Here is an 18,052-nt window from a genome sequence, read left to right as displayed (position 1 = left end):
CGTATGGTGAAAACCGCTATCGGCATTTGCGGCGGCGGAGCGTGACGATATGATCGCCGCATCGAATGTCGATTTGCGAACGGAGAGATGATTGTGACGGCAGTGTGGGCCATCGGATTGATGACGGGAACCGTCCTCGACGGCAATATCGACATCGCCTTGATCAAGACGGATGGACAAACCGTCCAGGAATTCGGTCCCTGGACGCTCGCGCCTTATCCGGCCGAGCTGCCGCCTCTGCTGCGGGACGCCATGGAGCAAGCGAGGAGCTGGAACTTCCAGGGTCCCGAGCCGGCGATCTTCGCCGAGGCCGAGGATGCGTTGACGCGTGCGCAATCGGCGGCGGTTAAAACCTTTCTTGCGAAGGAAGGTATTGCGCCCTCCGAGATCGCGGTCATCGGCTTTCACGGCCAGACCATGCTGCACCGCGCGCCTGACGGAGCGCGCCACGGCCAGACCCGCCAGCTCGGCAACGGCGCGCTGATGGCGAAGCTCGTCGGCACCAGCGTCGCGTTCGATTTCCGTACTGCCGACATGGCGGCGGGTGGCCAGGGCGCGCCGCTGGCGGCGAGCTATCACGTCGCCCTGCTGCGCAGCATCGACGCCAAGCCGAATTCCGCGGTGCTCAATCTCGGCGGCGTGAGCAACGTCACCTGGTGGGGCGGCGGCGACACCATGATCGCCTTCGACACCGGCCCAGCCAATGCCCCCCTCAACGACTGGATTCGCCAGCACGGCCTCGGCGACATGGACCGCGACGGCCTGATCGGCGCCCGCGGCGTGGTGGACGAGGCGCGTCTCGCCAGGCTTCTCGAACATCCTTATCTCACCGCGCCCTATCCCAAATCCCTCGATAGGAACGACTTTACCGCTGCGATGGCGGAAGGTCTGAGCCTCGAGGACGGCGCCGCAACGCTGACCGCTTTCACGGCTGGCGCCGTGGGCAAGGCCCTCGATCTCCTGCCGCAGCGCCCGCCCCGTCTCATCCTCAGCGGCGGCGGGCGGCGCAACCCGACGCTCGTCAAGGAAATCACCAAGCGTGCGAAGGTCGAGCCCGTGATGTCCGAAGCGGTCGGCTGGCGTGGCGATGCGGTGGAAGCGGAATGCTTCGCCTTCCTCGCCGTGCGGGCGTTGCGTGGCATGCCGATCAGCTTCCCGCTCACCACCGGCGTGAAGCAACCGATCACCGGCGGGCGGCTCGCGGTCTACGACGAAGCGGCCTGAGCGTATTAAGAGCCCAGCGCGAAAAGGTCCTGGCCGCCCAATGCCTGCGGCTCCTCGAAGGCATTCGGATCGCCCGGGCCTGTCTCCCAGCCGAGATCGGGCAGGGCGATGATGCGCAGGCCGCGCGGATCGTTGCGGGTCACCACGATATTGCGGCTTTCCATATAGGCTACGAGGCGCCGGGCGCGGCCGGGCGAGCGGCTGCCGCAGGCCCGCGCGATCTCTCCGTCCGGCGGACAGGGCGCGCCTTCCATCGCCGCGCGGGCGAGGAGCAGGTAGACGCCCTGGATGTCCTCCTCCAGGTCGGCGGCAAAGGCCACCGCGCGGTCCCAGTCCGAGCCCACGGCGGTCTGCGTGTTCACCCCGGCCCTGGCGACGGCAAGGCGGCGACGGAAGACGGGAAGGCTCAAGGGCTCGCCGCCGACGCGGCGGATACGGCAGCGCACGAGAAAATCCTGATACAGCACGGCCACCGTCCGGAAGGCCGCCTCCGGATCCTCCAGGATCTCGCGCAGGATCGCATCGAGAGCGGCATCGCGCTCCGCCTTGGTCTCCGCCGTCGATTCCGCCTCCGGCTCGGGAGCGGCGGCCGGACGGGCGCGGACGAGCTGCGCCAGGAGATCGTTCGTCGCCGGGGGCGGAGGCGGAGGCACGCGGCGGGCCACGGGGGGGCGGGCCGCGATCTCGTCCTGGCCGGCCTTGAAGATCAGCTCGCGCGCATCTTCCGTCGGCTTTTCGGGGAGGGGCAGGAGCTTGAAATTGCCGCTGCGCGCCGCGGTCTCCACCGTTCCGATCCGGATCGGAACGGGGCGGCGCGACAGGGCCGGCCCAAGGGCCACGAAATGGCCGCGCTCGAGATCGCGGAACATCTCCGCCTGCCGCCGCTCCATGCCGAGCAGATCGGCGGCGCGGGCCATGTCGATGTCGAGGAAGGTACGGCCCATGAGGAAGTTCGACGCTTCGGCCGCCACGTTCTTGGCAAGCTTGGCGAGGCGCTGGGTCGCGATGATGCCTGCGAGCCCGCGCTTGCGGCCGCGGCACATGAGGTTGGTCATGGCGCCGAGGGAGACCTTTCGGGCCTCGTCGGAGACCTCGCCGGCGGCGGCCGGGGCGAAGAGCTGCGCCTCGTCGACCACCACGAGCATCGGATACCAATAGTCGCGATCGGCATCGAAGAGCCCGCCGAGAAAGGCCGCCGCGCAGCGCATCTGCGCCTCGGCGTCGAGTCCTTCCAGGCTCAGGACGACCGAGACCCGGTGCTGGCGCACCCGCGCGGCGATGCGCTGGATGTCCCCCTCGCTGCGGGACGCATCGACCACCACGTGGCCGAACTTGTCGGCGAGCGTGACGAAGTCGCCTTCCGGATCGATGACGGCCTGCTGCACCAGGGAGGCGCTCTGCTCCAGGAGACGGCGTAGGAGATAGGACTTGCCGGAGCCGGAATTGCCCTGGACCAGAAGGCGCGTCGCCAGGAGCTCTTCAAGGTCGAGCATGGCGGTATTGCCGGGCGCTCCGCCCGCAACCTGCCCCCCGGACACCTGCCCCATATCGATCCCGACCTTCATGCGCCTCCTCGTGTCCAACGAAAAATCCGACGCCCTCCTAACACGGCAAAGCCTGCGGAAGTGCCAGGAATCCGGGAATGCTCCACAGGCTTGAGGCCCTATCCCCAGCCACGAAGCCGCAGGGATCCCAAATCCGCCGCGATAGCGGGTTATGTCGAGACCGTCGACCGCCCCTGAAACCGGCTTCGGAGGGAGCGATGCCATCGACCATTTCCTTCGACCTCGATCTCGGCCTTTGCGACGCTTTTCCTCCCCGGCAGGGAACTTGCCATGTCGCGCTTCGGGCCGCCGGCAGCCGCACGGTTCTCGAGGAGGGCCCCGAAGCAAACTCACCCCCCGCCGGAACAGCCCGCATGCAGACGGCCTTCGAGTGGATGGGGTTCGCCCTCATGGCCCTTATCATGGGAACGGCTGTGTGGATTCTCATCCGAGGCCGTCTCTAGGCGAATGCAGCTACCCTCACAAACACGTCGACAAGGCATTGCCATGTGATATAATGACTGACCAGTCAGTCATATATTGATGAGGCTGCCCGCGATGACCAAGCAGCGCATGCCCCGGAGCGCTCCCGCCCGCAAGGAGGAGGACCGCCAGGCCAAGCTCCAGTCCATTCTCGATGCAGCGCTCGATATCTTTCTGGAAAAGGGCTTCACCGATGCGCGGCTCGACGAGGTGGCGGCGCGGGCAGGCGTCGCCAAAGGAACGATCTATCTCTACGTGCCGTCGAAACAGGCGCTGCTGGAGACCCTGATCCGCTCCGAGATCGGCGGGCCCATCGGGGTCATCGAGCAGCATATCCTGGCTCTCGAGGCCTCGGCCGAGGACAAGCTCAGGGGTCTCTTCTCCTTCCTGCGCAAGGAGATCCTCGGCACCCGCCGCGTGGACATCGTCCGGCTGATCCTCGCCGAAGCGGGGCGTTTCCCAAAGCTCGCCGAGATCTATCACCGAGAGGTGATCAGCAGGGGCATGCACCTCCTGCGCGGCATTGCTGAGCAAGGCGTCGCATCGGGAGAGTTCCACTCCGACGCGATCGTGCGCTTTCCCCAGCTCGCCATCGCTCCGGGCCTGCTGGCGCTTCTGTGGACCGCCTTTTTCCAGACCATCGATCCCATCGATGTGGAAGCGATGCTGGAGACGCATCTCGCACTGATGATGAAGGCCCTGAAGGGTCCCTTGTCATGACCAGGACCCGTGTCGTCGTGCTCGTAGCGGTCCTGGTTCTGGCAGTCGCCGGTGCAGCCTTCTGGCTCTACGGCCGGGAACGCCACGATCCCGACCGCTTCCAGGGCTATGTGGAAGGCTACCTCATGTTCATGGCGCCGGAGGATGGCGGGCGGATCGACCGGCTGACGGTAGAAACGGGCGACCAGGTCAAAGTTGGCCAGCTCCTCTTCGCGCTCGATGCATCCATGCAGATCGCGCAACGCAACGAAGCCGACGCGCGGCTCCAGCAGGCGAAGGCGCAGCTGGCCAATCTGGAGGCTGCTCTCCAGCGTCCGGAGGAGATTGCCGTGCTGCGGGCGCAGGAAGAGCGGGCGAAGGCTCAGCTCGACCTCTCCCAGGCCGAACTCGACCGTCAGCAGACCCTCTTCAACCGCGGCATCGCCGCCAAGGCGCAGTTCGACCAGGCCAAGTCGGCCTTCGAGCGCGACAGGGCGGCGCTTCAGGAGGTTCAGAGACAGATCCAGGCCGGCCAGATCGCGGGACGCGCCGCCGAGATCCGTGCTGCAGAGGCGGCCGTCGAGGCGGCGGGAGCGACCCTCCATCAGGCCGAAACCCGCCTGGCCAAGCGTCAAGTGAATGCATCGGTCGACGGGCAGGTCCAGGATGTTTATTTCCGCACCGGGGAGACCGTGAATGCCAGTCAGCCGGTCCTGGCGCTCCTGCCGCCGGAGAACCGTCGCATCCGCTTCTATGTGCCCGAGCCGCGGCTGAACGCTTTCGCCCTCGGACGGATCGTCGCTGTGACCTGCGACGGCTGTCAGGCACCCCTGAAGGCCAAGATCGTCTTCATGTCGGGGCAGGCGGAATACACGCCGCCGGTCATCTTCAGCGAGCAGGAGCGCGGCAAGCTCGTGTTTCGCATCGAGGCGCAGCCTTTAGGTGGCGCAACCCTCCCGATCGGCCTGCCGGTGAGCGTCTCCCTGCCGGAGCCGGAGCTGTCGTCATGACCGGGGCCATCGCGACGCGCGCTGCGGAGGTTCCCGACATCGTCATCGATGTGCAGGGCCTCACCAAGTCCTTCGGCGGGCGTCCGGTGGTGAAGAACCTGTCGATGCAGGTGCATCGCGGCCTGATCTACGGCTTTCTTGGGCCGAACGGCAGCGGCAAGACCACGACCCTGCGCATGCTCTGCGGCCTTCTCACCCCCGGCAGCGGCCATGGAACCTGTCTGGGTTACGACATCCTCACCCAATCGGCCGAGATCAAGCGTCACGTGGGCTACATGACCCAGCGCTTTTCGCTCTATGCGGACCTGTCGGTCCGCGAGAACCTGGAATTCGTCGCGCGGGTCTACAACCTCGACGATCCGCACGCTGCGGCAGACAGCGCCATCCGCCGCCTCGGGCTGGAGAACCGCGCGAGCCAGCTCGCGGGCGAGTTGTCGGGCGGTTGGAAGCAGCGTCTGGCGCTCGGCGCCTGCATCCTGCCCGGCCCGGAACTCCTGCTGCTCGACGAGCCGACCGCCGGCGTCGATCCGAAGGCGCGGCGAGACTTCTGGGACGAGATCCACACCCTCGCCCACCAGGGCATGACCGTGCTCGTCTCGACCCATTACATGGACGAAGCGGAGCGCTGCCACGAAATCGCGTACATCGCCTATGGCGAGCTGCTGGCGCAGGGCACGGTGGACGAGGTGATCGCCCATGCACATCTGGCGACCTACATCGTGACGGGTCCCGACCTCGCCGAACTCGCGGAGCGGCTCAAGGCTATGGACGGCGTCGACATGGTGGCTCCTTTCGGCACTGCGCTCCACGTCAGCGGCCGCGACCGCGCGAGGCTCGATGCGGCGACGAAAGATCTGCGGGAACAAGGCCCACAGGTCTGGTCTCCGGGCGAGGCGACCCTCGAGGACGTGTTCATCGATCTGATGAGCCGCACGAAGGACAATTTCGCATGAGCGCCGGCGCGGGAACCGACCGATCGGCCGTCGACCGGCGGACCCGGGGTTTTCGCGCCGCGCTGACCCGCATCTACGCTGCGTTCATCAAGGAATTGCTGCAACTGCGACGGGACAGGATCACCTTCGCGACAATGATCTTCATCCCCCTCACGCAGCTCCTCCTGTTCGGCTACGCCATCAACACCGACCCCAAACATCTGCCGACCGCCGTCCTGATCCAGGACGAGAGCAGCTTTTCGCGCTCCTTCGTCGCGGCGATGCAAGTCAGTGAGTATTTCGACATCCGCACGCGCGCCACGAGCGAGGAGGATCTCGATCACCTGATCCTATCGGGGCGCGTCCAGTTCGGCGTGCAGATCCCGGCGCATTTCGGCCGCGACCTGATCCGCGGCGAGCGCCCCGCCATCCTCGTCGTCGCCGACGCGAGCGATCCCGTTGCCGCCGGTGGCGCAGTTGCAGCCCTGCAGGGCCTGACCACGATCGTCTTTTCCCGCGACCTGATCGGCCCGGTCGCATCGCGCGCGCCGCAGGAGCTTCCCTTCGAGCTGCGGATCCACCGTCGCTACAATCCCGCAGGCGAAACGCGCCTCAACATCGTGCCTGGCCTGATGGGGACGATATTGACGCTCACCATGCTGATCTTCACCGCCCTGTCGGTGACCCGCGAGGTGGAGCGCGGCACCATGGAGAGCCTGCTCTCCATGCCGATCAGGCCGGTCGAGATCATGCTCGGCAAGATCGCGCCCTATCTGGTGGTCGGCGGATTGCAGGCGGGTCTGATCCTCGGCGCCGCGAAGCTGCTTTTCGGCGTGCCGGTCGTCGGAAGCCTCGGACTTCTGGTTGTGCTGACCCTGCTCTTCATCCTGGCGAACCTGTCGGTGGGCTACACCTTCTCGACCATCGCCAAGAGCCAGCTTCAGGCGATGCAGATGTCGTTCTTCTTCTTCCTGCCCAACATCCTGCTGTCGGGCTTCATGTTCCCGTTCCGCGGCATGCCGGATTGGGCGCAAGCGGTCGGCGAGATCCTGCCGCTGACCCATTACTTACGCATCGTGCGCGGGATCATGCTGAAAGGCGCGACCTTCGTGGACCTGCAGGTGGATGTGCTGGCGCTCGGCCTCTTCACCCTCGCGGCAATGGGACTCGCGGTGGCGCGGTTCCGCCAGACCCTCGACTAGAGCCTTTTCTGGCAAAGCGGGACCGCTCCCGCAAAACCGTCAATCCGCGATCGCCGCCTCCGCCGCCTTGACCGATCCGCCGCGCAGGGGCCGCTCTTCCATGGCAAGTATGAAGGCGAGCGCCAGACCGAAGCCGACGACGGCCGCCATGAACACATAGGCGAACACGTCCGCGAGATTCACGCCGCGGCTTGCCGCCGTGGCGGCGAGCGTCTCGAAGCTGCCGCCCTCGCTCAATCCGGCTCCGCCAAGCACGATGGCGCCGAAGATCGCCACGATGAAGGCGCCGCCGAGAGACCGGAAGAAGTTGGCCGCTCCGGTCGCTGCGCCGAGATCGTGCAGCGCCACCGCGTTCTGGATCGCCACGGTCGAGACCGGAAGCAGCGTCCCGAGCCCGATGCTGATCACTCCCAGGATGATCTCGATGCCGATGAACGGAACCCGGCCGGCGAAAAGGGCGAGCACGGCCGTCGCCAGAATGGCGACCGACAGTCCGACCATGGGCAGGCGTTTGTAATGCTTCACCCGAGCCATGGCGCGGCCCGAGAATGTCGCGCCGGCGACGGTGCCGACCATGAGCGGGATCAGCGCGAGACCCGAGGAGCTCGCGGATATTCCGCGCACAGCCTCGAAATAGATCGGGAGGTAGATGGTGAGGCCGATATAGGTCCCCATGCCGAAGCAGGCGGACAGGGTGCCCATGCGGACCACGGGATTGTGCAGGACGCCCGGCGGAATCAGCGGCTCCGGAGCTGTCCGCATGCGCAGGCCGAAGAGCACCCAAAGGACCACCGACGCCGCGACTAATCCGAGGATCGGCAGGGATCCCCAGGGATAGCGCAATCCACCCCAGCTCAGCGCCAGCAGGAGCGAGACGGTCGCCGCGACGAGAAGCAGGGCGCCGAGCAGATCGAGCCGGTGCGGGCGGTCGTGCCGCGGCAGCTTCTTGAGACCGTGATAGGCGATCAGCAGCGCCACGAGGCCGAGGGGCAGGTTGATCCAGAAGATCACCGACCAGTGCAGATGCTCCGCGAAGAAGCCGCCGAGTACCGGCCCGATGAGGCTCGACGTCATGAAGACGCTGGCGAAGTAGACCTGATATTTCGCGCGTTCCTTCGGCGCCACGAGGTCGGCAACGATGGTCTGGCCGAGGGCGATCAGTCCGCCGCCGCCAAGCCCCTGGAGACCGCGGGCGAGGATCAGCACGATCATGGTCGGCGCGAGCGCGCAGGCGATGGATCCGATCATGAACACCACGATGCCGATCAGCATGGTGATGCGCCGGCCATGGCTGTCGCTGAATTTCCCATAGAGCGGCGTGACGGCCGTGGCCGTCAGCAGATAGACCGTCACGATCCAGGGCAGATGCTCCAGATCGCCGAGGTCCCGGCCGATGGTCGGCAGGGCGGTGGCGATGATGGTCTGGTCGAGCGCCGCAAGGAGCATCGCCAGCATGATGCCGAGGATGATCGTGCGAATCTCGGCTTGGCTGAGGGCCGGAGCCTGTGGCTGCCGCAGGGTCTGTGACGTGGGCTGATCCATGATGTCCATCGCGTTGCTGCCGCCCTTCTAGGAAAAGAGGGCCGGTTTGTCCTGGAACTCTGCCGCAGGCCAGATATGCGTATAGACCGCCATGAGGATTTACGCACCGGCGGCGTGCGGGTTCCGACGCTGACCTGTCTTCTCCGGCGACAATCCGAGGCAATCCATGGGGGAAGAGCGCAGGAATGGGCTTGCCGTTCCGTTGCGGATCGGGCTAGCTGGACGAAAGTTCTACAATTGTTCACCCATGGCTGCCCGAACCCGCTTCTCTCTCGCCCAGGCGCGCCGCGTCGCTCTTTCGGCCCAAGGTTTCTCCGACGGCCGTCCCGACGCACCCTCCTCCCGCCACCTGGCGCGGGTGCTCCAGCGTTCGAATCTGCTTCAGATCGATTCGGTCAATGTCCTGGTGCGGGCGCATTACATGCCGCTGTTCTCCCGGCTCGGCGCCTATGACCGCGAGCTTCTGGAACGGGCGGCGTATCATCCCCGCAAGCGCACCGCCTTCGAATATTGGGGCCATGAGGCGTCCCTGATCCGTCTCGACCTTCACCCCCTGTTCCGCTGGCGTATGGACCGGGCCGCCCGCGGCGAGGGGATCTATGGCGGGATTGCCCGGTTCGGCCGGGAAAAGCGCGCCTTCATCGAGGACGTGAAGCGGGAGATCGCCGCACGGGGACCCATCGGCGCAGGCGAACTGTCGATCGGTGGCAAGGGCCAGGGGTCCTGGTGGGGCTGGAGCGACGGCAAGCGGGCGCTCGAATGGCTGTTCTGGGCCGGAGAGGTCACGACCGCGACCCGGCGCGGGTTCGAACGGCTCTACGACCTGCCGGAGCGGGTCCTGCCCAGTTCAGTGCTGAATGCGCCGACACCTTCGGAGGACGAGGCACAGCGGGAATTGCTGCGCCTGTCGATCCGGGCCCTCGGCATCGCCAGCGAGCGCTGCCTGCGCGACTATTTCCGCCTCGACACGACGGACGCGAAGAAGCGGATTCCGGAACTCGTCGAGGCTGGCGACCTCGTCCCCGTCACCGTGGAGGGCTGGAGCGGTCCGGTCTATCTCGACCCGCAGGCGCGCCTGCCGCGGAAGATCGAAGCACGCGCGCTCGTCTCGCCGTTCGATCCCATCGTCTGGGAGCGCAGCCGGACGGAACGCCTCTTCGATTTCCGTTATCGGATCGAAATCTATACACCGGCGGAGAAGCGGGAATTCGGCTATTACTGCCTGCCCTTCCTGCTCGGCGACAGGATCGTCGCAAGGCTCGACCTGAAGGCCGACCGCGCGGCTGGCCGCCTTATCGTCCATGCCATCCATCCGGAGGCGTCCTGCCATCCGGACGAGATTGCGGAACCCATGGGCGCGGAATTACGCCTGATGGCCGACTGGCTCGGCCTGAGCGACATCACCGCGCCGAAGACCTGGGCGCGGCGACTGGGGCTGTGAGGAAGACCGTCTTTCTCTGATCGCCCTGCTGTCATTCCGGGGTCGCGTTAGCGGAGCCCGGAACCCATAAACACCAACGTTGCCGGACAGGACGCAGCGGAAAAGATTGTACCTTATTCCGCACCGTCAGTGGGTATAGGTTCCGGGCTCGCACCTTTGGTGCGCCCCGGAATGACGGAGGAGTTTTCGTCAGACCCTCATGCGAGGGTAAAATTCATCGTGATCTCGGCGTTGAGGACTTTCGAGACCGGGCAGTTCTTTTCGGCCGCGCGGGCAAGCTCCTCGAACTTCGTCCGGTCGATTCCCGGCACCGTCGCCTGGAGCGTCAGGGCCGATTTCGAGATCTTGAAGCCCTCGCCCTCCTTGTCGAGCGAGACCACCGCCTCGGTGGCGAGCTCGGTCGGCGTGAAACCTGCTCCCTGCAGCTGGAAGGCCAGCGCCATGGTGAAACAGCCCGCATGGGCGGCAGCGATCAGCTCCTCCGGATTGGTGCCCTTCTCGTTCTCGAAACGGGTCTTGAAGGAATAGGGCGTGCTCGACAGGATGCCGGAATCCGTCGTGAGATGGCCGCTGCCGTCCCGACCCGTGCCCTGCCATACGGCCCTTGCCTTACGATTCATCATGATCTCCCTTGTGCGTTGCATGCTCTCATCTAGGACGCTTTGATGAAGCCTCCAGCCCGGCTCCCGGCCATTTGGTCGTTGAGCCTCGGCGAGCGGCATCGTGTAGAGTCCCCGTGGGAACGTTTAAGTCATGTTCGGTATTCCAGCCCGCCACCATCCGCGCCTTTTCATCGCCATAGCAATCGGCGTAGCAGTCGGATTTGCCTTGCCCGGCAGCTTCAAGCCGAACTCGCGGATCCTGATCGGGTGGGATGTGGGCGTCATCGTCTATGTGGCGATGATCGGCGTCCTGGCCTATCGCTCCACGATCAGCATGATGCAGCGCCGCGCCCAGAAGGAAGACGAGGGCGCGCTCGTCCTGCTGATTTTGACGCTTCTCGCCGCGGTGGCGAGCCTCGCGGCGATCGCGGTGGAACTGCAGGGCATCCGCACGAGCACAGACGACGTCGCCTTCCGGCTGGCGGTCGCGGGCATCACGATCGTGTGCTCCTGGTTCTTCGTGCACATGATCTTCGCGATCCACTACGCCCATGAATATTACGGCGACGCCGGCAAACGGGGCGGCCTCAAATTTCCCGAGACCCCGCGGCCCGACTACTGGGATTTCATGTATTTCTCCTTCAATCTCGGCGCCGCCGCCCAGACCTCGGACGTGATGATCGAGTCCAAACGCATGCGCCGCCTGGCGCTCGCGCACACGATCCTGTCCTTCCTGTTCAACACCACCATTTTGGCGCTGGCGATCAATGTCGGCGCCGGGCTGATCTAGGGTTGAAACCCGCTGAGCCTGGCCGTTTATGCTGGCTTGTGTCCCATATTTTAGCGCCAGAATAAGACGGCAGTGCCAAGAACCGTCACGCATGCGCCGAACCAGGACTGCCATGCGAGCCTGTTACCCGTCCGCAGCCAGAGCATTGGCAGGATGGCGACTGGAGCCATCGAGGAGAGTGTCGAGGCAACCGCCACGCTGGTCGCGGTCAAGGCAATCATCAGCATCGACATACCGGCCACATACCCAATGAAGACCCCAAGCGAAACACGAGCCAGGGTATGCCGGTCCGGAATGCCGATGCCCGATTTCCAAGTCTTCGGTGACGCGAAATGGTATGCCCACAGGAAAACAACGGCCACGAGCCCCCGAAGCGCCATTACGGCGAATGGATCGGGATGGTCGAGCATCACGGGCCGCATGGAGAGGATGCCAACCGCTTGGCCGAAGGCGGCGAGCACAGCCAGCAGAACGCCCGCAGCCGACAGCCGAACTTCCGCATGAACGGAACTGTTACGCGCTGCGTCCGGCTCGGAAGCGGGCCTACGGTTGAAGCCAACCGCAAACGCGATCCCAAAAGTGACCAGCGCGCATCCGACCAGCTGGCTCAGGCCCAGCGTCTCCCCGAGGACCAGGAAGCCGAGCACCGCAGCAAACGGTGCGCTCAACGAGAAGATCAGCCCGGTTCTGCGTGCGCCGATCAGGGCAATGCCTGCGTTCAGTGCCGGGTCCGCCACAACGATGGCGACGAGGCTTGAGAGGAGGATGAGGGGAAAATGCCTTTCCGACACGCTGCTCCAGCCTCCCACCGCTGTGGCGATGATGGCCAGCATCAGGAAGCCGATGAGCATACGCCAGCGCGACAGCGCCATAGGGCCGCCGACGGCCTTCACCACCTCGGCAGAGATGAGGGTTGCTAGTGCGATGCACAGCGACGTGCCGAGGGCGAAGAGGGCCAAGTGTGGGTCCTTACCGGGACTGGACGCTAGCTAAGTGGCTCAATCGCCCTGAGGGTTCAGTGAATCAGTTGAATCGGAGGCTTTTGAAGCTCTCGGTAGTCACTTGTCCAGTCTCTGGAAAGACCTGTACCGGCTTGACCCGACGGCCTTCCTGCGCTCGACCCCGGTGGAGCTTCTCGGTGTCTTTGAGATAGAGACCAGGGTTGTAATTAGTCCCGTGAAGAGCCGAATGGCATCTCCCTTACGGGCGCGGTTTGCCATTTCGAGCTGTTATCGCCGCCTTCGTTGATGCCAATTCGTGACGTATATCGGTCCCGAAGACGCTATCCGCCTGGCGACCGAACCCGCTGACTGGAAGGGCATTCAACGCAATCGCCGGCAATCGGAGGATTTCGAATGGCCAGCTTTGACGATGTGGGAAAGACGATTCTTCGCAACAAGCTCCTCGGCAGATGGGCCGCAGAGAAATTGGGGATCACGGGCCAGGACGCCGATGCTTATTCCGACGCTCTCGCGAGGGGCACGGTTGATCCGGAGCGCGCCGACGTGTTCAGGAAAATTCGCAAGGACTTCGATGCCGCAGGCGTGGCCCAAACGGACGAGCAGATCCTGCATGTCATGACCGAGCTCACGCTCAAAGCCGGTAATCTGATGCCAACGGCGCGAGGAGATTCCCTCGATGCCGCAGCGGTAGCGCTCGCACGCAAACTCACATCGCAATGAGGTCGGCTGTTGATTTTCCGTACCGCGATGCCAGGGCGACCGAGACGAATAGAATGCTTGCCGCAGGTCGATGACTGCCAATGGCACTCTGATTGGATTTGACCCTAAGCTCTGAGCCGATTCCTTTCGTTGAGAGGTATGCACGTGCTCAAATCCGACCTCTGCGAGCTCTACCGGGCCTACATTGCCTGCCTGAACGCGCGGGACTGGCCAACGCTCGGACGCTTCGTTCATGAGGAGGTCGTCCATAACGGCCGGCGACTCAGGCTATCGGGCTACCGCGACATGCTGAAGAGAGACGTCGACGACATTCCGGACCTCTCTTTCGATGTCCAGATGCTACTGTCCGACCCGCCCTACATCGCAAGCCGGATAGGCTTCGATTGCACACCCAAGGGGATGTTCCTGGGCCTCCCTGTCGACGGCAGAAAAGTCTCGTTTGCCGAGAACGTGATTTATGAATTTCGCGACGAAAGGATCGTGCAGGTGTGGTCGGTGATCGACAAGGCGGCGATCGAAGCTCAGCTCTTTGCGCGCCGAAACTGAAGGATTCTAGGTCTCGTCCTCGCCCGTCACATCACCGTCGATGACGCGGCGGGCGAGAGTGAAGGGAAAGCCGGCGCGCGCCAGAATGGCGAGATCCTTGTCGCGGTAGGGTGCGCGTTCTCCCAACCGGAACGGGCCGATTCGCCGGCGACGGGCAAGCGCGCGGGCTGCCTGCTCCTCCTGGTCGGCGCCTTCCTCCTCGCCAGCCATGACCGTCGCGATGGTGTCCCGGTCGACGCCCTTGAGCGCGAGCTTGGCCCGGATGGAGCGTGTCGAGCCGCCGCGCCGGCGCAAGCTCGCAAGCCGCGCCTCCGCATAGCGCGTATCGTCGATCAGGCCGGCGCGCAGGCTCCTTGCCACCACCTCGTCGATGGCATCGCTGAATTCCGCCGGGTCCTCGCCACGCAGGCGGCAGCGGTTCTCGACTTTGCGGCGAAGCACCCGGCGTAAGTTCTCGGCCGAGGAGGCATAGCGTTCGAGATAGGCCATAGCCGCCCGTTGCAGATAGGCCGGCGTGATCTTGCGCGGCGGCTTGCGGGCCGGTTTGCGTTCGTCATCGGTCATGCGGGCGCCGATGTTCCGCCAGGCTTGTCGACTTCTCCGGGCTTCTCGACCTGGCCCCGCCGCTGCAACTGCAACGCCACGAACCAGCACAGGGATGCCCATGCGGCGCCGACCGCCCAGCCGCCGAGAACGTCGCTCGGCCAATGCACGCCGAGATAGATGCGGCTGATGCCCACGAGCAGGGTCACGGCTACCGCTAGACCTACGATGAATGCCTTGATGCGCCGCCGCTCCTGGACCCGCGCCAGCAGGGCACCGAGGGTCAGGTAGGTGACGGCGGACAGCATGGCGTGGCCGCTCGGGAAACTCGCGGTATAGACCCGTGTTGCATGCGGCACGAGATCGGGCCGCGGCCGCTCGAAGCCCATCTTCAGACCGGTCGAGAGAAGCGTTCCGCCGATTACGGCCACCGCGAGCAGTGCGGCAGCGCCCCGCTTACCCGCCATGAGCAGGTAGATCACCACCGAAACGGTCACGAGAGTCAGAATGGCGTAGCCGCCGAGACCCGTGATGTCCCGCGCCGTTTCCTCGAGCCAGCCCGGCCCGATGGGGTTTGCGGGATTTTGCGGATCGCGCAAGGCCAGGAGAAGGGCACTGTCCAGGGCATGGGTCTCGCCCTCGAAGACCTCGTCCGCGAGAACAATGAAGATCCAGGCGAAGAGCCCGAACCCGGCCAACGAGATCAGCGGGCCGATCTCGTTGAGGCGCAGGCGGAGCCAGAGGCGGGTGACAGAAGCCGGTAGCATGTTCATGCAGTCAAGATAAGGGTCCGGGGTCCGGCTGACGAGGTCAGCCATGAGTCGTCGTCTCGAGTCCTGCGGGAACACTCGGCCCTTGGCCGATGCGACTTCGCGCCTCCCCTGTCGCCCTCGCCAGACTCACGCCTTTTTGTTAGAACAAATATAGAACAAAAGGCAAGACCATGGACGACAGGCTAGCCCAAAAGCGGGGCATTCTCGCCGGTGAGGATCTTTGCCGGCAGCTCATCGAAAACCCGAACAGCTGAGGCTTTTTGCATGGCTCCTCATCGCATCACCCTCAACGACGGCGCCGACATCGACGGCTTTCGCCAGGCCGTGCGTCGGCTGATCTTTGAGGAACTCGCGCCTCAGCATGTCGTCTTCGCCGTGACGAAGGAGCCGGATCTGTTCGGCCACGAGGTGGAAGGCGAAGCGCCTGCGGTCTCCCTGCCTCGAGCCGTCGGAGAGACCATCGGTCTCGTCATCTGCCACAGGGATCCGGAGCGCTACACCCTGCTCTATCAGCTCGTCTGGCGGGTTCTGAACGGCGAGCGCGAGCTTCTCGAGATTCCGAGCGATCCGCTCGTGCACCGTCTCGACCTGATGGCGCATGCCGTCCGGCGCGACCTGCACAAGATGCACGCCTTCCTGCGTTTCCGTCGCGTCGGAGGCGAACATCTCGAACGGTTCGTCGCATGGTTCGAACCGGATCACTTCATCCTGGAAGCGGCGGCGCCCTTCTTTGTCGATCGCTTCCGGTCCATCGAATGGTCCATCCTCACGCCGATCGGATCCCTGCACTGGGACCGCGAGACGCTCACGCTCGGACCGTCGGCGCGCCGGGAGGACGTGCCGGACGAGGACGATTTCGAGGCCGATTGGCTCGGCTACTACGAGAGCATGTTGAATCCGGCACGGGAGAATCCGAGGGTCGTACAGGCGGAGATGCCGGAGAAAGTTCGGCATATCTTCGAACCTGCCGCAGTCACGAGCCCGATCCAAACGGCGTCGAAGCGCGTTGAACAGATGATCGAGCAGGAGAGCACCATGCCCACCAAACGCAATCCGGATCACACGGTCGAAGTCATGTGGGACGAGGAGCCGAAATCCCTGCGCGCCCTCAATACCGTCATTGCCGAGGCAGGCCCCCTGGTGCCCGGCGCCACCCAGGCCGTGTTCGGCGAGGGTCCCGCCCACGCGGACATCGTGTTCGTCGGCGAGCAGCCGGGCGATCAGGAGGATCGGCAGGGCCGGCCCTTCGTAGGGCCCGCAGGCCGCCTATTCGACAAGGCGCTGAAAGAGGCCGGCATCGACCGCGACAAGGTCTATCTCACCAATGCGGTGAAACACTTCAAATTCGAGCAGCGCGGCCACCGCCGCATCCATTCGAAGCCGACCGCCGGCGAGGTGAAGCACTATCGGCCCTGGCTGATGAAGGAGCTGGAGCTGGTCAAGCCCAAGCTCGTCGTGGCCCTCGGCGGCACCGCCCTTTTGGCCCTGACCGGCAAGTCGACGCCGATCTCGCGATCCCGCGGCCGCGCGATGTTCGGGAATATGAACGGCTACATCACGGTGCATCCGTCCTATCTGCTCCGCCTTCCGGACGAAGAGACCAAACGGCAGGCCTATGAGGCTTTCGTTCGTGACCTCGCGCACATTCGCGATCTGGCCAAGGCCGATCTTACGACGGGTGAACTGCCTCTCGCGGCCGAGTAGTGGACGTCTTACCCCGGCGGTCCCGAATCTGCCGGCGCCGGTCGAGATGCCTCATGGTTGGTGTCACCGTCACGCCGTGCAGGAGGATGGAGACCAGGATGATGAAGCCCGTGGTGCTCCAGAGAAGGTTCGGTGCTTCGAAGGCGCCTTTGGGAAGCGCGTAGGCGAGGTAATACACCGAGCCGATTCCGCGGATGCCAAAGAAGCTGATCGTCAGCTTCTCGTCCATCGGCCGCTTGATCCCGATCAGACTGACGAGACCGGAGAGCGGGCGCACCAGAAAGATCGCCGTCAGAGCGAAGAGAACGGCCGGCAAGGTGAGTGTGTCGAAGAGGTGCGCTCCTGTGATCGCGCCGCCGAACAGAACAAGGAGCATCATCATCAAGAGGCGCTCGAGTTCCTCGGCGAAATCGTGCAGGCGCCGGTGATAATCGTGCTCGCGCTGGGTCGAGCGCAGGGCGAGCGCGGCCACGAAAACGCCGATGAATCCGTATCCGTGGGCCATCTCGCACAGGCCATAGACGAGGCAGGTGATCCCGAGCGCCACGAAGCCCACGCCGGTGCGGGAGAGACGGGCGCGGTTCGGCAAGTGGAAGGTGAGCCATCCGAGTCCGCGCCCAGCCAGGAGCCCGATGCCGATGCCTGCGATAGTCTTCCAGATCACCGCATAAGCGACCCAGATCGTGAACGATCTCAGACTGGCCTCTTGCGTCAGGAAGATCGCCAGCAGCACGAATGGAAAGGCCAGCCCGTCGTTGAGGCCCGCCTCGGAGGTCAGGGAGAAACGGACCTCATCCTCCTCGCCGCTCCCCGGCGGTCCCACTTCCACGTCGCTGGCGAGGACCGGATCGGTCGGGGCAAGAGAGGCTGCCAGGAGAAGCGCAGTGGCGATACCAATTCCGAACAGGGCGCGCCCAAGAATCGTGAAGGCGGCAATGGTCAGGGGCATGGCGATTCCGAGCAGCCGCCAAGTCACCCGCCAGCGGCGCCAGTCGAAGGGGCGGTCGATCTTGAGACCGGCTCCCAGAAGGGCGATGATCACCACGAATTCGCTCAAGCGCTCGACGACTTCGATCCGCTCGCCGGGATGTGGCATGATGCCTGGCACCTTGGGAATCGCGAACACGGCCGCGCCGAGGGCGACGCAGAAGATCGGCAGCGTCAGCGGCAGCTCTTTGAGCACCATCGGCAGCCAGGCAGTGAGCAGAACCACCACCCCGAAGCCTGTCAGGACGACGATATAAGAGTCCATGAGACAGCGAACGCCCTGCAAGCTCGGCAGTTCCCCCTGCGGCACCATGATCCGGGCGTGACGGATCCGACTCAAGCGGACTG

General features: G+C 64.7%; 18 protein-coding genes. 11 read left to right on the top strand and 7 right to left on the bottom strand.

Annotated features, from left to right (window positions below):
• The first annotated feature begins 93 nt into the window (after window positions 1-93).
• Window positions 94-1,224, top strand: a complete 1,131-nt coding sequence (locus tag K9B37_RS12870; RefSeq protein ID WP_224313477.1) for an anhydro-N-acetylmuramic acid kinase — start codon at window positions 94-96, stop codon at window positions 1,222-1,224.
• A 5-nt stretch (window positions 1,225-1,229) separates the two neighbouring features.
• Here the strand turns inward: K9B37_RS12870 and K9B37_RS12865 are convergent, their stop codons facing one another.
• Window positions 1,230-2,789, bottom strand: coding sequence for a helicase HerA domain-containing protein (locus K9B37_RS12865; RefSeq protein WP_224313476.1), 1,560 nt, complete (start codon window positions 2,787-2,789; stop codon window positions 1,230-1,232).
• Between the two features lie 197 nt (window positions 2,790-2,986).
• On the opposite strand from K9B37_RS12865, the gene K9B37_RS12860 reads away from it, so the two are divergent.
• The 5 genes from K9B37_RS12860 (at window position 2,987) to K9B37_RS12840 (ending at window position 7,094) form a co-directional block, all read left to right on the top strand.
• A complete protein-coding gene (locus tag K9B37_RS12860) occupies window positions 2,987-3,232 on the top strand; it encodes a hypothetical protein (protein ID WP_224313475.1) in 246 nt (81 codons plus the stop codon).
• Between the two features lie 94 nt (window positions 3,233-3,326).
• Window positions 3,327-3,971, top strand: a complete 645-nt coding sequence (locus K9B37_RS12855; RefSeq protein ID WP_224313474.1) for a TetR/AcrR family transcriptional regulator — start codon at window positions 3,327-3,329, stop codon at window positions 3,969-3,971.
• Window positions 3,968-4,960, top strand: a complete 993-nt coding sequence (locus K9B37_RS12850) for an HlyD family secretion protein (RefSeq protein ID WP_224313473.1) — start codon at window positions 3,968-3,970, stop codon at window positions 4,958-4,960. The genes K9B37_RS12855 and K9B37_RS12850 overlap by 4 nt, the downstream gene beginning before the upstream one ends.
• Window positions 4,957-5,913 carry an ABC transporter ATP-binding protein gene (locus tag K9B37_RS12845; RefSeq protein ID WP_224313472.1) on the top strand — a complete coding sequence of 319 codons (957 nt, stop codon included), beginning with the start codon at window positions 4,957-4,959 and terminating at the stop codon, window positions 5,911-5,913. The genes K9B37_RS12850 and K9B37_RS12845 overlap by 4 nt, the downstream gene beginning before the upstream one ends.
• Window positions 5,910-7,094, top strand: a complete 1,185-nt coding sequence (locus K9B37_RS12840; protein WP_224313471.1) for an ABC transporter permease — start codon at window positions 5,910-5,912, stop codon at window positions 7,092-7,094. The genes K9B37_RS12845 and K9B37_RS12840 overlap by 4 nt, the downstream gene beginning before the upstream one ends.
• A gap of 39 nt (window positions 7,095-7,133) precedes the next feature.
• Here K9B37_RS12840 and K9B37_RS12835 read toward each other — a convergent pair whose 3' ends face one another.
• Complete coding sequence (locus tag K9B37_RS12835; protein ID WP_439651723.1) at window positions 7,134-8,636, bottom strand: MDR family MFS transporter; 1,503 nt, start codon at window positions 8,634-8,636, stop codon at window positions 7,134-7,136.
• A 247-nt stretch (window positions 8,637-8,883) separates the two neighbouring features.
• On the opposite strand from K9B37_RS12835, the gene K9B37_RS12830 reads away from it, so the two are divergent.
• Window positions 8,884-10,077 (top strand): winged helix-turn-helix domain-containing protein, encoded by a 1,194-nt coding sequence (locus K9B37_RS12830; RefSeq protein ID WP_224313469.1) that lies wholly within the window; start codon window positions 8,884-8,886, stop codon window positions 10,075-10,077.
• Between the two features lie 197 nt (window positions 10,078-10,274).
• Here the strand turns inward: K9B37_RS12830 and K9B37_RS12825 are convergent, their stop codons facing one another.
• The gene (locus K9B37_RS12825; RefSeq protein ID WP_224313557.1) at window positions 10,275-10,697 is read right to left on the bottom strand and encodes an OsmC family protein; all 423 of its coding nucleotides are present in this window, start codon (window positions 10,695-10,697) and stop codon (window positions 10,275-10,277) included.
• A gap of 208 nt (window positions 10,698-10,905) precedes the next feature.
• Between K9B37_RS12825 and K9B37_RS12820 the strand changes: the two genes are divergently transcribed.
• Window positions 10,906-11,469: a DUF1345 domain-containing protein gene (locus tag K9B37_RS12820; protein ID WP_224313468.1), complete on the top strand. Its 564-nt coding sequence runs from the start codon at window positions 10,906-10,908 to the stop codon at window positions 11,467-11,469.
• A gap of 50 nt (window positions 11,470-11,519) precedes the next feature.
• Here the strand turns inward: K9B37_RS12820 and K9B37_RS12815 are convergent, their stop codons facing one another.
• Window positions 11,520-12,428, bottom strand: a complete 909-nt coding sequence (locus K9B37_RS12815; protein ID WP_224313467.1) for a DMT family transporter — start codon at window positions 12,426-12,428, stop codon at window positions 11,520-11,522.
• A 396-nt stretch (window positions 12,429-12,824) separates the two neighbouring features.
• Between K9B37_RS12815 and K9B37_RS12810 the strand changes: the two genes are divergently transcribed.
• Window positions 12,825-13,151, top strand: a complete 327-nt coding sequence (locus K9B37_RS12810; RefSeq protein WP_224313466.1) for an ATPase inhibitor subunit zeta — start codon at window positions 12,825-12,827, stop codon at window positions 13,149-13,151.
• 138 nt (window positions 13,152-13,289) lie between these two features.
• A complete protein-coding gene (locus K9B37_RS12805) occupies window positions 13,290-13,697 on the top strand; it encodes an ester cyclase (protein ID WP_255616564.1) in 408 nt (135 codons plus the stop codon).
• A 6-nt stretch (window positions 13,698-13,703) separates the two neighbouring features.
• Here the strand turns inward: K9B37_RS12805 and K9B37_RS12800 are convergent, their stop codons facing one another.
• Both K9B37_RS12800 and K9B37_RS12795 read right to left on the bottom strand, forming a co-directional pair.
• On the bottom strand, window positions 13,704-14,261 hold the full coding sequence (locus K9B37_RS12800) for a regulatory protein RecX (protein ID WP_224313464.1): 558 nt from the start codon (window positions 14,259-14,261) through the stop codon (window positions 13,704-13,706).
• Window positions 14,258-15,013, bottom strand: a complete 756-nt coding sequence (locus K9B37_RS12795; protein WP_224313556.1) for a phosphatase PAP2 family protein — start codon at window positions 15,011-15,013, stop codon at window positions 14,258-14,260. Before K9B37_RS12795 ends, K9B37_RS12800 begins: the two co-directional genes overlap by 4 nt.
• Before the next feature lie 264 nt (window positions 15,014-15,277).
• Here K9B37_RS12795 and K9B37_RS12790 point away from each other — a divergent pair, with 264 nt between their 5' ends.
• On the top strand, window positions 15,278-16,717 hold the full coding sequence (locus K9B37_RS12790) for a UdgX family uracil-DNA binding protein (RefSeq protein WP_224313463.1): 1,440 nt from the start codon (window positions 15,278-15,280) through the stop codon (window positions 16,715-16,717).
• Here K9B37_RS12790 and K9B37_RS12785 read toward each other — a convergent pair.
• On the bottom strand, window positions 16,683-17,969 hold the full coding sequence (locus K9B37_RS12785; RefSeq protein WP_224313462.1) for a cation:proton antiporter: 1,287 nt from the start codon (window positions 17,967-17,969) through the stop codon (window positions 16,683-16,685). The two genes, K9B37_RS12790 and K9B37_RS12785, sit on opposite strands and share 35 nt — an antisense overlap.
• Between the last annotated feature and the right edge of the window lie 83 nt (window positions 17,970-18,052).

Source organism: Microvirga puerhi (assembly GCF_020089865.1).
Taxonomy (GTDB): Bacteria; Pseudomonadota; Alphaproteobacteria; order Rhizobiales; family Beijerinckiaceae; genus Microvirga; species Microvirga puerhi.
The sequence above is the reverse complement of the archived record's forward strand: the minus strand, read 5'-3'. Positions and strand labels throughout refer to the sequence as shown.